The organism is Flavobacterium sp. RSP49 (assembly GCF_003968735.1).
Taxonomy (GTDB): domain Bacteria; phylum Bacteroidota; class Bacteroidia; order Flavobacteriales; family Flavobacteriaceae; genus Flavobacterium.
Genome location: NZ_RYDN01000045.1, coordinates 1 through 17,515 on the forward strand (window position 1 = coordinate 1; position 17,515 = coordinate 17,515).

12 protein-coding genes are annotated in these 17,515 nt (G+C 36.8%); 7 read left to right on the forward strand and 5 right to left on the reverse strand.

Going from position 1 to position 17,515, the window contains the following annotated elements:
* Positions 1 to 142: 142 nt before the first annotated feature.
* The 3 genes from EKM02_RS13900 to EKM02_RS13910 all read right to left on the reverse strand — a co-directional run bounded on the left by EKM02_RS13900 (position 143) and on the right by EKM02_RS13910 (position 7,599).
* The gene (locus EKM02_RS13900) at positions 143 to 3,031 is read right to left on the reverse strand and encodes a T9SS type A sorting domain-containing protein (protein ID WP_126456141.1); all 2,889 of its coding nucleotides are present in this window, start codon (positions 3,029 to 3,031) and stop codon (positions 143 to 145) included.
* Between the two features lie 387 nt (positions 3,032 to 3,418).
* Positions 3,419 to 4,651, reverse strand: a complete 1,233-nt coding sequence (gene odhB, locus EKM02_RS13905) for a 2-oxoglutarate dehydrogenase complex dihydrolipoyllysine-residue succinyltransferase (RefSeq protein WP_126456142.1) — start codon at positions 4,649 to 4,651, stop codon at positions 3,419 to 3,421.
* A 170-nt stretch (positions 4,652 to 4,821) separates the two neighbouring features.
* Positions 4,822 to 7,599, reverse strand: a complete 2,778-nt coding sequence (locus EKM02_RS13910; protein WP_126456145.1) for a 2-oxoglutarate dehydrogenase E1 component — start codon at positions 7,597 to 7,599, stop codon at positions 4,822 to 4,824.
* 120 nt (positions 7,600 to 7,719) lie between these two features.
* Between EKM02_RS13910 and EKM02_RS13915 the strand changes: the two genes are divergently transcribed.
* Both EKM02_RS13915 and EKM02_RS14845 read left to right on the forward strand, forming a co-directional pair.
* A complete protein-coding gene (locus tag EKM02_RS13915; protein ID WP_126456147.1) occupies positions 7,720 to 8,262 on the forward strand; it encodes a hypothetical protein in 543 nt (180 codons plus the stop codon).
* A 29-nt stretch (positions 8,263 to 8,291) separates the two neighbouring features.
* On the forward strand, positions 8,292 to 8,444 hold the full coding sequence (locus EKM02_RS14845) for a hypothetical protein (protein ID WP_158614761.1): 153 nt from the start codon (positions 8,292 to 8,294) through the stop codon (positions 8,442 to 8,444).
* Between the two features lie 310 nt (positions 8,445 to 8,754).
* On the opposite strand, the gene EKM02_RS13920 is transcribed toward EKM02_RS14845, so the two are convergent.
* Both EKM02_RS13920 and EKM02_RS13925 read right to left on the reverse strand, forming a co-directional pair.
* Positions 8,755 to 9,105, reverse strand: a complete 351-nt coding sequence (locus EKM02_RS13920; protein WP_126456149.1) for a hypothetical protein — start codon at positions 9,103 to 9,105, stop codon at positions 8,755 to 8,757.
* Between the two features lie 127 nt (positions 9,106 to 9,232).
* A complete protein-coding gene (locus tag EKM02_RS13925; protein WP_126456151.1) occupies positions 9,233 to 10,207 on the reverse strand; it encodes a polyprenyl synthetase family protein in 975 nt (324 codons plus the stop codon).
* Between the two features lie 213 nt (positions 10,208 to 10,420).
* Between EKM02_RS13925 and EKM02_RS13930 the strand changes: the two genes are divergently transcribed.
* From EKM02_RS13930 to EKM02_RS13950, 5 genes are all read left to right on the forward strand, one after another.
* Entirely contained in the window at positions 10,421 to 10,942 is a 522-nt protein-coding gene (locus EKM02_RS13930; protein WP_126456153.1) for a YceI family protein, read from the forward strand.
* A 146-nt stretch (positions 10,943 to 11,088) separates the two neighbouring features.
* The gene (locus EKM02_RS13935) at positions 11,089 to 11,688 is read left to right on the forward strand and encodes a TetR/AcrR family transcriptional regulator (RefSeq protein WP_126456155.1); all 600 of its coding nucleotides are present in this window, start codon (positions 11,089 to 11,091) and stop codon (positions 11,686 to 11,688) included.
* On the forward strand, positions 11,685 to 13,049 hold the full coding sequence (locus EKM02_RS13940) for a TolC family protein (protein WP_126456157.1): 1,365 nt from the start codon (positions 11,685 to 11,687) through the stop codon (positions 13,047 to 13,049). The genes EKM02_RS13935 and EKM02_RS13940 overlap by 4 nt, the downstream gene beginning before the upstream one ends.
* 5 nt (positions 13,050 to 13,054) lie before the next feature.
* Entirely contained in the window at positions 13,055 to 14,122 is a 1,068-nt protein-coding gene (locus EKM02_RS13945; protein WP_126456159.1) for an efflux RND transporter periplasmic adaptor subunit, read from the forward strand.
* Between the two features lie 76 nt (positions 14,123 to 14,198).
* Positions 14,199 to 17,375: an efflux RND transporter permease subunit gene (locus EKM02_RS13950; RefSeq protein ID WP_126456161.1), complete on the forward strand. Its 3,177-nt coding sequence runs from the start codon at positions 14,199 to 14,201 to the stop codon at positions 17,373 to 17,375.
* Positions 17,376 to 17,515 lie beyond the last annotated feature (140 nt).

Here is a 17,515-nt window from a genome sequence, read left to right on the forward strand (position 1 = left end):
CCGCTTCACATAGCGTGTTTCTTCATGTTTTTCCATTAGGATACTTTTTGTGTATCGCTATTTCAGGACGGGACAAACATCCAAAAAGAAAGAGCGCACCGCAAACCCGATGCGCTCTGCTCTTACTACAAACCCAACTTATTTAATTTTTAATCATTTTGGCGGTACTCACTTTACCGTCAACTGCCATTTTAACAATATAAACCCCTTTTTGAAGATCACTCGTTTGAATCGTTGTGGAATTGCTTTTTGGGCTTCTCACTAAAACTTCCTGACCTAAGATGTTATAAACAGTCACATTTTCAATTGTACTATTGGCTTCAATTGTCAAATAATTAGTCGCCGGATTGGGATACATACGGACTTGTGATGTTTCAAAATTAGCAATCCCCAGCGTAGAAATTGTTTTACTAAAATACACATTGTCAATATAAACGGTTCCTGCTGGTGCTCCTGACATCACTAATTGAGCAATATGACCCTTGGTTGTCAAACCTGAAAACTCTGATAAAGGGATGTCATAACTGTTCCAACCTGACAATGTTGGCGTACGAGTAACTTCAAATTCTACATCGTCGCCTCCTTGATACACACCGTTTGCACCAAAATCAACTAATTTAACTTTGAAAGCGGTTAAATCCGGCGTCCACACATCGATACGAAAATAAAGCATTTGCGTTGCATTTATGGTTCCCGTAACATCCACCCCAAAATAACTCAAATTCGTATATTTTTTAGTGTCATTACCGGCAATTTGCATATTTGTTAAAGTACTCCCTGCTGACCAGTCCGTTCTCCAGGTAGTAACCGGAACATTCGTATAGGCATTACTGAACATGGAAATAACATTAGCTGCAGCCGTTGTAGGTGTGGGAGCTGCAACAGTAGGTTCCGTTGGCGCTACGACCACCGTTGATTTATAGAAGTAAAAATTATCCAGATAAACCGTTGTTCCAGCAGGAGCAGACGCCATACTCATTTGAAAAACAGTACTGAAGTTTATCCCCGGAAAATTAGCAGCATTCAAGACCACATCAAAACTATTCCATCCTGCTGCGATTGTAAATGTTACACCCGCTTCTACAGGGCCTTGATTAATTAGATTAATCTTTACAGAAGTTGCACTTGCGGACCATAAATCCACATGCATTTTTGTCATATCAGAAAGATCAAAAACCTCTGTTGCTGGCAAAGTAATTCCTTGGTAATTAAAATTACTTAATTTTTTTGTGTTATTGGTTGCAATAAGTTCCTCTGTAACATCCGTAGATTGGCCCCAAGCTTTAGACCAATCGCCTGCTTTATAAACAGCATACGCATCACTAAAAATAGATTTTACATCAGCTACTACTCTTGCCAGCGGCGCTGGCGCAGCAACAGTTGGCGCTGTTGCAGCTACTGGCGTAGCTATTTTTGCAGAAAACGAAATATTATCCAGATATGACACGTGATCAGCACTTCTTGTTGTCCCGCTAGGAATGTAGTCGGGAAAAATAATAAGCTGATCAATTCCGGTAGAAACACCCTCTCCTATTTTTCCAGAAAAGTTGAATATCAACTCTTCCCACTCGTTTATTTTAGTATTGGTAACCGTAATTTCGCCGGAAGATCCGCCGTCTGGACGTGCCAGTTTGATTCCTACTTTGCTAATTACATCTTTATACACCATCATTTTAATCGTGCTGTTGGTTTCATTCAATGTAAATGTTCCAATCCCGTTCGTGCCAGATGCATGAGCCGTCTCAAAACCGGTATACCAAGCACCAGCAACCAAAGCGGTAAATTTAACAGCGGTATTTGAGGCATTAATTCCTGTTTTGTTGGGATTTGAAGCTAATAAGGAAGCTGTTGAACCTCCTGATGGATTATCAAAAGAAGTCAAAGTCCAAGTGGACCCAAACTCGCCTGTTTCAAAAGTAACGGGCGCATAAGGAGCGGCTGCCGGAGCTGCTACAATAGCAACCTTATTAAAATACACATTGTCGATATAGATTGTTCCTGCAGAGCCTGAGAAAACAAACTGCGCAATATGAGCTTTAGTAGTCAAACCCGTAAAATCCGAAAGCGGAATTTCTAGACCGTTCCAGCCACTTAAAGCTAAGGTGCGGGTAATTTCAAACTCTTTATCATCTCCGCCTTGATACACACCATCAGCACCAAAATCGACTATTTTAATTTTGAATGTAGTCACATTTGGTGTCCAAACATCAATATGAAAATTAAGCATTGCCGAAGCATTAATTTTATTAGCTTCAGTGATAACTCCAAAATAACTTAAGTCAGTATATTTTTTAGTATCATTCCCAGCGATTTGAATGTCTGACAAAACATTTCCAGATTGTCCCCAATCTGCTCTCCAATTATCCACTGGCACATTCGTGTAAGCGTTACTAAATAACGAGATAACATCTGTCGACGCTAAAGTAGGCGTTGGTGCGGCAACAGTAGGAACCGTAGCGGCTGGTTTTGCTGAAAATCTAACATTATCAAAATAGCTGGTCGTTTCAGAAGTCCGTGCATTAAAATCCAAAAAGAATATAATTTGGTCAATATTAATCGTTTCAAACAATCCTATTTTCCCTGAAAAATCAAAAGTCAATTCCTCCCACTCGTTGATCTTAGTGTTGGGTACTTTAATTTCTTGCTGTGCACCACCATTTGCTATTGCAAATTTGATAGCCACATCACTGATGACACTCTTGTACACCAATATTTTGATGATACTATTAGAAGAACTCAGGGTAAAGGTTCCAATCCCATTTACACCAGATGCATGCGCGGTTTCAAATCCTGCATAAGGCGCCGCGCCTGAAGCGGTCGTTCCTGCTATAAATTTTCCTACCGTTGCTGTAGTGTTGATTCCGCTCGGGAATGGATTGGAGACTTTGGAATATCCCGCTCCGGATCCGTTTTCAAAAGTTTTCAATGACCAAGTTGAACCAAATTCTCCGGTCTCAAAGGTTATTGGTGCATTTTGTGAATAACCTATTGCAAAAAACAACAGGAAAATAAATAAAGTAAAGTTCTTCATAATTTTGAGGTATTAGTTATTCTCAAATTTAGGAATGTATCGTGTTGTGGCTTAAAATAAGAAGTGTGTAAAAACTATACAGCGATAGAAATAAATTACAGAATTAAAAACAGTAGTAAATACTACTATTACTGGAACTTAACATTATTTTATATGCAGTTAGAAAAAAGCTTTGACATTCTTTAATTTTAAAATGTTGTGGTAATGTTATGGCAAATATCTATTCAAATAACACTTAATTCAAGTAAAACATAATTTATTTTAAAATAAAAAAGAATAATCGTAAAAAAAAGCATAAATAAATACATATTTAAAATAAAAATCCCGCCTTGTTTTTGCAACAAGGCGGGATTTTTATTTCTCGATCCATTGGTCAAAGTATTCGTATTACAATTCTAATGCTTTTTTAGGATTGTTCTCTAACAATAATTCCATTGGGTTTTCTAAGGCTTCTTTTACGGCCACCAAGAAACCAACAGACTCACGACCATCAATAATTCTGTGGTCATAAGACAACGCCACATACATCATTGGGTGAATTTCTACTTTTCCGTTTACGGCAATTGGGCGCTCGATAATGTTGTGCATTCCAAGAATTCCTGACTGTGGCGGATTGATGATTGGCGTACTCAACATACTTCCAAAAACACCACCATTAGTAATCGTGAAGGTTCCACCTGTCATATCATCCACTGTGATTTGTCCGTCACGCGCTTTAAGGGCTAATCTTTTAATGTCGGCTTCAACTCCTCGGAAAGTCAAATTCTCCGCATTACGAACTACTGGAACCATTAATCCTTTTGGTCCTGAAACGGCAATAGAAATGTCGCAAAAATCGAAAGCGATCTTATGATCCCCATCCATCATTGAGTTTACATCTGGAAATAATTTTAATGCTCTGGTGACTGCTTTAGTAAAAAAAGACATGTACCCTAAACCAATTCCGCCATGTTTTGCTTTGAATGCGTCTTTGTATTCATTCCGAATCAAGTTGATTGGCGTCATGTTTACTTCATTAAAAGTAGTTAACATGGCTGTTTCGTTTTTAGCAGCCACTAATCGTTCTGCCACTTTACGACGCAACATTGATAATTTTGAACGTTCGGATCCACGAGAACCACCAGTAGGCGTCCCCATTGAAGGCACTGCCTGTACGGCATCATCTTTAGTGATTCTTCCGTCTTTTCCAGTTCCTGTTACTGAGTTTGTTGCTATATTTTTTTCGTCTAATATTTTTCGTGCTGCCGGAGATGGAGTTCCTGAAGCGTAAGTTGTTGCTGCTGCTACTGGAGCGGCTTTTGGTGCTTCTGTTTTAGTTTCCACTTTTGGCGCTTCAACTGTTTTTGTTGCTTCAGCAACGGGCGCATCGTCTGCTGGTTTTGCTCCGTCCGTATCAATGTGACAAACTACTGCTCCTACTGCAACTGCATCTCCTTCTTCCGCTTTCAAAGTAATGATTCCGCTGGCTTCTGCTGGCAATTCTAATGTTGCTTTATCAGAATCAACCTCAGCAATGGCTTGGTCTTTCTCTACATAATCTCCGTCTTTTACCAACCAAGTTGCGATTTCAACTTCCTTTATAGATTCCCCTGGTGATGGGACTTTCATTTCTAAAATCATGTTCTATTATTTTAAATTATGAATTTTAAGTTTTAAATTGTTATCGAACAACCTATGTTTATTATATCAACTGTTTTTTTAGCCCTGATGGCAGCGACATCCTTTTTCTAGCTTCTTTAGCTAGCTTCTTTAGCTAGGAAAAGATATAGCGTACAGCAGGAAATAGCTCTTTATTCTCTAAATAAATTTTTATCAAAAACCATACGCAATGCGTCTGACTGTCGGCGTTTTGCTCTTGTATAACTTCCTGAGGCCGGAGCCGCATACGCTTTTAGAGAAGCCAATCTCCATTTTACTAAATCAAAATTCATTAGCATAAAGCTGTAAGCACCCATGTTTTTTGGTTCTTCTTGTGCCCAAACATAATCATCTGCATTGGGATATTTAGCGATAATGGCTTTTAATTGTTCTACCGGTAATGGGAACAATTGTTCGACTCTAACTACGGCTACATCATTTCTGTCCAGAATTTCTCTTTCGGCAGTAATGTCATAATAGAATTTTCCGGTACAGAAAACCAGCGTTTTCACATGCGCTTTATTCACTGTTTCATCATCAAATGTTTCTTGAAAACTTCCTGTTGCGAATTCTTCAACGGTAGATACTACCCTTGTATCGCGCAACAAACTTTTAGGCGTAAACACAACAAGCGGCTTACGGAAAGTCGTTTTCATTTGTCTTCTCAATAAGTGAAAGAAGTTGGCTGGTGTAGTACAATCTGCCACATACATATTGTGTCTGGCACAAAGTTGTAAGTACCGCTCCATTCTGGCTGATGAATGCTCCGCTCCTTGTCCTTCGTATCCGTGCGGCAACAATAAAACAATTCCGTTTTGATTGTTCCATTTATCTTCGCCACAAGAAATGTACTGATCGATTATAATTTGGGCACCGTTACTAAAATCACCGAACTGTGCTTCCCAGATGGTTAATGTATTTGGGTTGGCTAAAGCGTACCCATAATCAAACCCTAAAACAGCATATTCAGACAACAGCGAATTGAATATATTGAATTTCCCTGTTGCACCCCCTAAAGTACTCAACAAAGTCACTTCTTCTTCCGAATCCTCGACTTTTACAACGGCATGACGGTGAGAGAACGTGCCTCGCTCTACATCTTGCCCCGAAATACGAACATCATATCCTTCTTTTAAAAGTGACCCATAGGCTAAGTGCTCTGCCATGGCCCAATCCAGCTTGTTTGTTTCAAAAAACATTGTTTTTCTATCGTTGACAAGTTTTTGTATTTTGCTGATAAATTTTTTGTCTGCAGGTAAATTACAAATTACGTTTGCAACCTCCGTAAGTTCTACTACTGGAAAAGTAGTATCTACTTTTTTGAGCATTTCAACATCCGAAACCTGCTCAAAACCTTTCCATTCGTTTTTCATGAATGGTGTTATAATAGTCAAATCTTTTTTACGGGAGGCTTCTAAATTCACCTCTAGATTTGATTTATATTCTTTTTCTAATCCTTTTACAAAAGTACTGTCAACAACTCCTTCGGCAAGCAATTTCTCCATGTAGATGTCTCTTGGATTTTTATGCTTTGCAATGATTTTGTACAATACGGGTTGGGTAAAACGAGGCTCATCACCTTCATTATGTCCATATTTTCTATATCCTAATAAATCAATAAACACATCCCTACCAAATTCCATTCTGAAATCCAATGCAAAGGACATCGCGTGAACTACAGCTTCAGCATCATCTGCATTGACATGCAAAACGGGCGAAAGGGTAACTTTAGCAACATCAGTACAATAGGTAGAGGAACGAGCATCCAGATAATTGGTTGTAAAACCGACTTGATTATTGATAACAATATGTATAGTTCCTCCTGTTTTATAACCATCCAATTGTGCCATTTGCACAATTTCATACAAAATTCCCTGGCCCGCAATTGCAGCATCTCCATGAACGGCGATTGGCAACACTTTAGAGAAATCGTTAGGAAAATATTTGTCTTGTTTGGCTCTTGTGATTCCTTCGATTACTGCACCTACTGTTTCAAGGTGCGACGGATTAGGAGCTAAATTTATATTAATTTTTTTACCGGTACTGGTCACTTTATCCGCTGTAAGTCCTAAATGGTATTTTACATCGCCGTCAAAATATTCTTGATCGTAATCTTTACCGTCAAACTCTCCAAAGATGTCTTGGGTCGATTTGCCAAAAATATTTGCCAACACATTCAAACGACCACGATGTGCCATTCCCATAACAAATTGCTCAACTCCTTTTTCAGCTGCTTTCTCGATTAAAGCATCTAATGCAGGAATAATTGATTCCCCTCCTTCTAGAGAAAATCGTTTTTGACCTACATATTTAGTGTGCAAAAAATTCTCAAAAGAAACGGCTTGGTTTAATTTATTAAGAATGGATTTTTTTTCATCCAATGAAAATTTAGGCTGATTGTCATTGTAGCCTAATTTTTTCTGAATCCACTCCACTACTTCCGGTTTACGGATGTACATATACTCCACCCCGATGTGCTGGCAGTATATTGTATCAAGATGCGTTATGATTTCCTGAAGCGTACAAGGCTGTATTTCCATAACCTTGGCTGCATCAAAAACAGTATTTAAATCTGCTGATGAAAGTCCAAAATTTGTGATTTCTAGAGTTGGTGATGATACTCGTCTTTCTCGAACCGGATTTGTTTTAGTAAACAAATGGCCGCGAGAGCGGTATCCGTCTATTAATTTTAATACGTTAAACTCCTTTTGAAGCTTGTCAGAAACCAAGCTAATATCTGTATTATTAGCCGCAAAATTTGCAATTTGCTCGACTTTATGATCCTCGCCATAAGAACTCATCCCAAAGTCAAAACCTTGAAAGAAACTTCTCCAACTAGGCTCAACGCTGTCTGGATTTTCTATATATTGATCGTATAATTGAGCGAAAAATTCTGTATGTGCTGCGTTTAAAAATGAAAACCTATCCATAATATTTAGTGAATATACCTTTTTGATTAAAATAGTTTGGCAAAAGTACAATAATACAATAAATTTATAATTTATTTTAAGATACTTTTACATCTTAAATTGTTAAAAATCTAGAAACTCATGGCAAAAAAGCGCCTTTTTGAGGTTACCAAATCGTTTTTAGCACTTATTGCCTTGTTTTTTGCAAGTGCTCTGTTTGCACAACAAAATACAATGTATACCACTATGCCAAACCAGTTTTGGAGAAATGTACAATTTGGCGGTGGACTGGGTTTAGGCTTTGGTTCCGGCTATACGGACATTTCGTTAGCGCCAAGTGCCATTTATAATTTTAATGAATATGTGGCTTTGGGACTTGGGGTGCAGTATAAATATTTGAAGCAACGCGATTTTTTTGCTTCTCATTTGTATGGCGGTAGTGTTATAGGATTATTTAATCCAATCCCTGAAATACAACTTTCGGCGGAACTGGAACAGTTAAGAGTCAACGTAAATCTGGATGAATCCAATAGCGATTCTCAAAACTACTGGAATACAGGCTTATTCATCGGCCTTGGTTACAGATCTGGAAACGCCACTATTGGTGGGCGATATAATGTTTTGACTGACAAAAACAACATTTACGGCAGTGCCTTTATGCCTTTTATCAGAGTGTATTTTTAATTATCTGCGATGAAAAAAACTTTTCAATTATGCTGTATTTTATTTATAACGCATTAAATGCTTCTAAAACCAGTTTTAAAATAATTGTAATGGGCGTACAAGTATCAAATTCCGTAGCAGAAAAAGAAAACTACAGCAACTACCCCCAAAGAGAAAGAAAAATTGCTGAAAGAAATTCTTGATACTAAAATTAAGGGCGTTTTATTCCTAAGCGGTGATAGGCATTTCACTGAATTTTCCGAAGTTCCACGCGAGAACACTTATTCTTTAATTTGACCGGACCGTTCAACGCTAACTTCTGGTGTTGCCGCTGAAGGGGCATTAAAGGAAAACAATATTTACAGCTCCAAGGGCAGTTTGATTACGCAACATAATTTTGGTATGATTTCATTCTTGGGTTCAAAGGAAAACCGCCAAATGAAACTAACTGTTTTTGATACTGCAGGAATTGAATTATGGAATAAAACAACCTTAAGCAAAGACTTACAATAACTAATAGTTATTCCGGAACCAGACTTTTTGCCATTCTCTTTTTAGGATCAAAAAAGCGACTTGTTCTGCCAGAACTACTAAATCAGATCCGTCTAGTTTTTTTATTTCTTCTTCGGAAACATCAATTATGTATAATAAATTGAGGTATTCAGCAAATTTGTCTTGAATAAGTCGATATGTTTTTTCGTGAAGCTGCAACTTCAATTCACTGGGAGAAATACCCAACGGAAAATCAATTGCTTCGTTAGCGAGATTGAAATCCTTATTCATTTGTTCGATTAATTTCAAATATAAGTTTTCACCCGCGGCTTCAGCAAGTAGTAAATCGGTATTTTTTGGGACTATAAACATATCTTTAAATATCAATGGCAATATGAATGTCAATTTTTAATATTGTTATTATTTTACACTATACTTCTTGTTAAATTATAAATATAAACTTTCAAAGTCAATGTTGAAATTGATTATTGAAATTGAATTACACTTTTCTGCCCATTAAATTCTCCCCAAAAGATTTCAACATTGCTTTTTTATCGGCGCTAATATTCATTTTATCCAAGGTCTGAAACGCCTTAAAAGTAAAATCTTGTATTGCTTCCTGTGTTGCCGTAGCCGCACCAGAACTATTAAAAAGTGCTTTCACCGTCTCTATTTTATCCGTACTGTTTTCCGGCTGAACAGAAAACAAATACCGCAATTGCTTAGCTTCTTCTTCTTTTGAAAAGGCTACTGCTTTGAGATACAAATACGTTTTTTTATTTTCTATAATATCACCGCCTACTTGTTTTCCAAAGGTTTCAGGATCCCCAAAAGCATCCAAGAAATCATCCTGTAATTGAAAAGCCAAGCCTAAATTGAGTCCGAAATCATAAATCAGATTTGCATTTTCCTCGGTAGTTTCTGCAATAATCGCTCCCATTTTCATGGCTGCCGCGACCAAAACGGCCGTTTTGTATTGAATCATCATCAGGTATTCCGGAATAGTAACATCATTGCGTTCTTCAAAATCGACATCCCATTGCTGCCCTTCGCAAACTTCAAGCGCTGTTTTGCTGAACAACTTGGCCAAATCCCGAAAAATAATCGGCTCATATTGTTCAAAATATTGGTAGGCTAAAATCAGCATCGCATCCCCCGATAAAATTCCGGTGTTTAGATTCCATTTCTCATGAACCGTTGCTTTTCCTCTTCGCAATGGCGCATCATCCATAATATCATCGTGAACCAACGAAAAGTTATGAAAAACTTCAACGGCTAATGCGGCAGGCAATGCTTTTGGATACGATGCATCAAAAATTTCGGCACTCATTAAGGTGAGTACCGGACGAATTCTTTTTCCGCCAAGGTCTAAAATATAACGGATGGGCTCGTACAAATTTCTTGGTTCTTTGGTTTCATATTGTGCCTGCAAATACTCCGAAAGAAACTCCTGATATTGATAAATGGAATGCATAAAATAAATTTTCGGCTAATTTACTCTATTCAAATTGTATTACAAACATCGTTTTACCCTTAAATGTTAAATAAATAAAAAGACATTGGAAACTATTTTGGTATTTAAAGTTTCCGTCTTACATTTGCACTCGTATTTTAACATACGGTATCAAAAATATTCTGACTGAACTTTAATAGTACCTAAATAAATCCTACCTAAAACAAACTGATTATGAATATCAAATGGGCCATAGATTCGAACCAATCAGATGTTCTTATAAAATCCAGACACGCTATAATTGCCTACTTATCCGGTCCGGTGAACATCTTTAACGGGTATGTTGACATTCAGGATGATGAAATTAAAAATGCCTCTGTCGAATTTTCATTAAATGTAAATACCCCTGAAACTAAACTCGAACAAATTGATGCTCAGGCAAAACTGAAAGATTTTTTTGATATCAGTGCGTACCCTATTATAAGCTTCAAATCTACTTCATTCGAAAAAGTGGCAAAGAACATTAATTTTTTAAAAGGAAACCTGACTATCCGCAATATTACCAAATATGTTGAACTAGATGCGGAATTAATCGCGATTAATACTTACAACGGAGATAAAAAAGCGGCATTTGAGATCACCGGACAAATAAATCGCAATGATTTTGGTTTAGCTTACCAATCTTTTACACAAACGAATGGCTTAGCGATGGGTCAGGACATAAAATTGATTGCAAATTTAGAATTGGCTGTCTAAAAAACCAGTTGTAACTATTAAACATAACACAAATTTTTAGGGAACTAATTTAGTTCTTAAATTTTTGATTCGCCTTCGAAATTAATCGCTCAAATCGACAAATTTTAATTTGATTAGAACATACTGAAATCATTTCAGACTTAAAAATGAAAGAAAAAATTATAACTAAAGCAAGTGAAATGTTTTTAAAACTAGGTTTTAAGAGCATCACCATGGATGATATTGCAGGAGAAATGTGTATTTCTAAAAAAACGATTTATAAATATTTCTGCAATAAAGAATTACTTATTGAGGAAAGCACCACCGCAATTCACAAACAAATCCATCAAATTATTGACCGTATTATTGCCCAAAATTATAATGCTATCGCAGAAAATTTTGAAATACGAAAAATGTTTAAAGAAATGTTTCAATCCTCAGATGATTCGCCCATTTACCAATTAAAAAAACATTATCCTGAAATTTATGAGAAAGTGATGACAAGAGAAATCAATGAATGTAACACCACTTTTGAACAAAACATAAAAAAAGGAATTGAACAAGGTTTTTACCGCAAGACCATAAATATTGAAAGTTACACGCGATTTTATTATTATTTAATTTTCAGTATAAAGGGCTGTACCAGTTCCGAAAAAGAAGCGCAAAAGATAGAACTTGAGATTTTAGAATACCATACCAGAGCTATGGCAACACCCAGCGGGATAATTGAACTTGAAAAACATTTACTTAACTATATTACAAAATGAAAACTATAATTTTACTAGCCGTCCTAACCTTTGGGATTTCGGCTCAATCACAAAAAATTGGCAACGCAAATACAAGTCCCGTACAAACACTTACGCTAAAGGAAGCCATCAACTATGCTTTAGAAAACAAAGCAGATGCCAAAAAAGCAAAATTACAAGTAGAGAACAGTGAGTACCAAATTCAGGAAATACGCTCCAGAGCATTGCCTCAAATTTCAGCTAATGGCAATTTGACGTACAATCCTGTAATACAAACAACTGTTATTGACGGAGCAGGATTTGGTGCTCCGGGAACTACCATCCAAGCCGCTTTTGGCCAGCCATGGATTTCTACTGCGGGAGTTTCTCTGACACAGGCTATCTTCGACCAAACCGTTTTTACTGGCTTAAAAGCAGCAAAATCTACTCGAGAATTTTATCAGATCAACAATCAACTAACAGAAGAGCAAGTAATTGAGCGTGTGGCCAATAATTATTACCAAGTCTATGTGCAGCGACAAAAACTAACGGTGATTGACAGCACTTTAAGAAATACCACCAAAGTAAGAAACATCATCAAAGGACAATATGACAATGGCCTAGCAAAAAAAATTGATTTGGATCGAATAATAGTAAAAATTTCAAACATCAATACACAACGTCAACAGGTACTGAATGCCGTTCAAATACAGGAAAATGCCTTGAAATTTTATATGGGAATGCCCATAGAAACCCAAATCGAGATTCCACAAACTGCCTTTGAAGTAGGGCCACAAGCATTGTCTGAAATTCCAAATACGGCAAACAGAACGGAATACTTGCTTTTGAAAAAACAAGAACAATTATTATTTTATCAAAAAAAGGCCATTGAAGCTGCTTATTACCCAACATTGTCACTGAATGCCGGGTACAATTACATTGGTCAGGGTCCTGTAATGCCTTTGGGCGGAAAACCTTCTGAAGGAGTGTACTGGTCTGATTTCTCTTCGATTGGCTTGAATTTGAAAGTGCCGATATTTACTGGATTTGGCACTCGTGCCAGAGTAAGACAAGCCGACGTTGACCTACGAACTATCCACGAAGAGTTGGTTGACACCAAGTTGTCACTTGACCTGGCTTTTGCCAATGCAAAAACGCAAATTGACAACAGCTTAACTACAATCAACAATCAGAAAGAAAATGCCCAATTAGCCAAAGAGGTTTTAAATAACACCCGAAACAACTATATACAAGGATTAACCACACTGACTGATTTACTGGATGCCGAAAACTCATTGACCGAAGCTCAAAACAACTACACATCAGCCATATTAGAGTACAAACTGGCAGAAATACAATTAGTCAAATCCAAAGGGGAATTAAAAACACTAACCAATAAATAATCAAAATGAAAAAAATAATAATAACAGTAGTAGTAATTGTAGCATCCTTAGGACTAATTGCCTACGTATTAACCAATAATAAAAAAGAAAACGAAGCTAAAACAGCTATTGTTGCGGAGAAAAACGCCTCCGTTTCTGTTAGAGTTGATACCGTAAAAACCGAAGCTGTTTCATTAGATTTCTCATCCAATGGAAATTTTGAACCCATACAAGAATTAAAATTTTCTGCTGAAAAATCAGGTAAAATAACAAAGATACTTGTAAAAGAGGGCGATTATGTTTCAGTAGGACAAACACTTGCCATTGTACGAAGCGATGTTATAAACGTAAATGCGCAAAACGCTAATGCGGTATATCAAAATGCGGTGGCTGATTACACCCGATTTGAAAATGCATACAAAACAGGCGGCGTAACTAAACAACAAGTAGATCAGGTAAAACTAGCAATGGTAAATGCTAAATTCCAGTTAACACAAGCAAATATCAATGTTGGAGATACAAGAATCAAAGCGCCAATTAGTGGGTTTATCAATAAGAAATACATCGAGGTTGGATCAATCATTTCTGCTACACCTGCTACGGAATTGTTTGATATTGTTAATGTTTCCAAACTAAAACTAAAAGTTAACGTTAACGAAAGCCAAGTGGCCAGTTTAAAAGTAGGTACCGTCACAAAAGTTGTAGCAAGCGTTTATCCAGACCAAATTTTCTCAGGGAAAATCACTTTTATTGCCTCAAAAGCGGACGAAATTTTAAATTTCCCCATCGAGATTGAAATTACAAACAACGCTTCCAACGGTTTAAAAGCAGGTATGTACGGAACCGCTGAATTTGCATCGAAACAACAAAAACAATCGTTGATGATTGTTCCTAGAGATGCTTTTGTAGGAGGCGTAAGCAGCAATCAGGTTTTTGTAATTGAAAGCGGAACTGCCAAATTGAAAACAGTTACAGCTGGAAGAATTCTTGGGGACAAGGTAGAAATTCTAAACGGACTCTCAAATGGTGAAACTGTAATTGTCACAGGTCAAATCAACCTTCAGGACGGATCTAAAGTGGATGTCATTAAATAGTCGAAAGTTGTAAAGCCAAAGGTCAAAAGCAGAAAACGGCATGACCTTATACGTTAAGACCTAAAAATATAAATATATGAAATTAGCAGAAATATCCATAAAACGTCCTTCGTTAGTAATTGTATTGTTTACGATTCTAACACTTGGCGGACTGTTCAGTTACAGCCAATTGGGTTACGAATTGATTCCAAAATTCGAAACCAATGTAATTACTGTTGCCACTATTTATCCGGGTGCATCACCAAGTGAGGTAGAAAATACGGTTACCAAAAAAATTGAAGATGCCATTGCATCCTTAGAAAATATTAAAAAAATAGACTCGAAGTCCTACGAAAGTTTATCAACAGTGTCCATTACATTAACGTCTTCGGCTGATGTTAATATTTCCATGAACGATGCGCAGCGTAAAATAAATGCTATTCTTAGTGATTTGCCTGATGATGTTGAAACGCCTTCATTGACTAAATTTTCTTTAAGCGATTTACCAATTATGACTATTGGTGCCAACGGAAAAATGGATGAAGTTGCTTTTTACGACTTAATTGATAAAAAATTAGCACCCGTTATTTCTCGAGTAGAAGGTGTAGCACAAGTAAATATTATTGGCGGACAAGAAAGAGAAATTCAAGTAAATCTTGATGCGGTAAAAATGCAAGCCTACGGACTTTCGATTCCGCAAGTGCAACAAACTATTTTATCTTCTAATTTGGATTTTCCAACAGGAAACATTCAAACTCGTGAGCAAAAAATACTAATCCGTTTAGCCGGAAAATATAAAACTGTTGATGAATTAAGAAACTTAATTGTATCTTCTAAAAACGGAATACAAGTTCGTTTAGACGCTATTGCTGATGTTCAGGATACTCAAAAAATTCCTGAAAAAATAGCGCGTGTCAATCAAAAAAGTGCTATTATTTTACAAATCATCAAACAATCGGATGCCAATGCGGTTGCGGTAAGTGAAGAGTTAGTTAAAACAATTGCTAAACTGGAAACGGATTATAAAGCAAACGGATTAAAACTTGAAATAGCAAAAGACAGCACTATTTTCACATTAGAAGCTGCCGATGCTGTTGTGCATGATTTACTAATTGCGGTACTTTTAGTGGCTCTTGTAATGTTGTTTTTCTTGCACAGCATTAGAAACTCATTGATTGTAATGGTTTCTATTCCTGCTTCATTAATTGCTACGTTCATTGGAATTTATTTGATGGGGTATACCTTAAACTTAATGAGTTTATTGGGACTTTCTCTTGTGGTGGGTATTCTTGTGGATGATGCCATTGTGGTTCTCGAGAATATTTACAGGCACATGGAAATGGGTAAAAATAAAGTTCGAGCTGCTTATGATGGAACTGCAGAAATTGGTGGAACTGTTGTATCGATTACTTTAGTAATTGTAGTAGTGTTTCTACCAATTGCAATGAGTACCGGATTGGTTTCTAACATTATTACACAATTCTGTGTAACTGTTATTATCTCAACATTGCTGTCATTAGTCGCTTCATTTACAATCATTCCATGGTTATCTTCAAGATACGGGAAATTAGAACACATTCAAGGTAAAAATCTTTTTGGAAGAATCATCCTTGGATTTGAAAGCTATTTAACACGATTTACAAATTGGGTCTCCAGATTATTGGAATGGTGTTTGGATCATTATTTTAAAACACTAGCTATCGTTTTAGTACTCTTTTTTGGATCGATGATTAGTTTATTTGGCGGTGGATTTATTGGTGGGGAATTCTTTGCCGCGTCTGATAGTGGTGAGTTTTTAGTTCAGATAGAAATGCCAAAAGATGCTTCATTAGAGCAAACCAATTTCATGACGCAAAAAGCAGAAGCATTCTTGCAGAAAGAAGAGTATGTTTTTAGTCAAATTACAACGATTGGTCAAACCAGTGAAGGTCTTGGTGCTTCGCAAGCCACTGCTTACAAATCGGAGATAAACGTAAAAATGGTTGGATTAGACAAACGTAATGAACCTGCAAATGTGTATGCTGCAAAAACCAAACGCAAATTAGAAAAAATACTAGTTGGTGCCAAAGTAAAAACAGTTCCAGTTGGTATTTTAGGAACTGCAGAAGATGCTACTTTAGGATTAATTGTAACGGGGCCAAATGTAGAAAGCGCCATGCAATTTGCAAAAGCAGCAGAAAAAGAATTACGTACCATTCCTGGAGCAACAGAAATCGAATTGTCTGTAGAAGATGGAAATCCAGAAGTAAACGTAAAAGTCGATAGAGATAAAATGGCCGCTTTAGGATTGAGTTTGCAAACAGTAGGTATGACCATGCAAACAGCTTTTAGCGGAAATACTGATGGTAGATTTAGAGCTGGTGAATACGAATACGATATCAACATTAAATACAATGCATTCGACAGAAAAAGTATCGCAGATGTCAGAAACTTAATTTTCATAAACGATAGTGGTCAACAAATAAAACTGAATCAATTTGCAACCGTAACCGAAGGTTCCGGTCCAAGTGAATTAGAACGAAGAGACAAATCAGCATCCGTAACTGTAAAAGGCCAAAATGTGGGTGTGGCTTCAGGAACTATTGTAACACAATGGCAAGAAAAAATTGAAAAATTAAAAAAACCAACCGGTGTAAATTATATTTGGGGTGGTGATCAGGAAAACCAGTCCGAAGGTTTTGGTACATTAGGAATTGCGTTATTAGCGGCGATTGTCTTGGTTTACCTGGTAATGGTTTCGTTATACGACAGTTTTGTACATCCATTTGTGGTATTGTTTGCCATCCCGCTTTCCTTTATTGGTGCAATGTTGGCTTTGGCTTTAACCAATAATACACTGAATATATTTACCATTTTAGGTATCATCATGCTTATTGGTCTGGTGTGTAAAAATGCGATTATGCTTGTAGATTATACTAATCAAAGGCGTAAAGCTGGCGAAACGGTCAGAACAGCATTAATCCAAGCAAATCATGCGCGTCTTCGTCCAATTTTGATGACCACTATCGCGATGGTATTTGGTATGTTCCCCATTGCGCTAGCCTCTGGAGCTGGAGCGGAATGGAAAAACGGTTTGGCTTGGGTAATTATTGGAGGATTAATTTCCTCATTATTCTTGACTTTAGTAGTAGTTCCGGTAATTTACCAAATTATGGAAAAAGCCATCAGTAGACTTTCGAAAGGAGAAAAAGTTGATTATGAAGCTGAAATGGTTGCCGATTACGAACATAAAGAACTAAGTGAAGATGGATTTAATCCAAAACATACCGTTTAAAATCTGAATTTATTATAAAAGATAAAACCTGTTCATTAGTTTGAACAGGTTTTTTATATTTAAAACTGTCCCGTCCTGAAATAGCGATACACAAAAAGTATCCTAATGGAAAAACATGAAGAAACACGCTATGTGAAGCG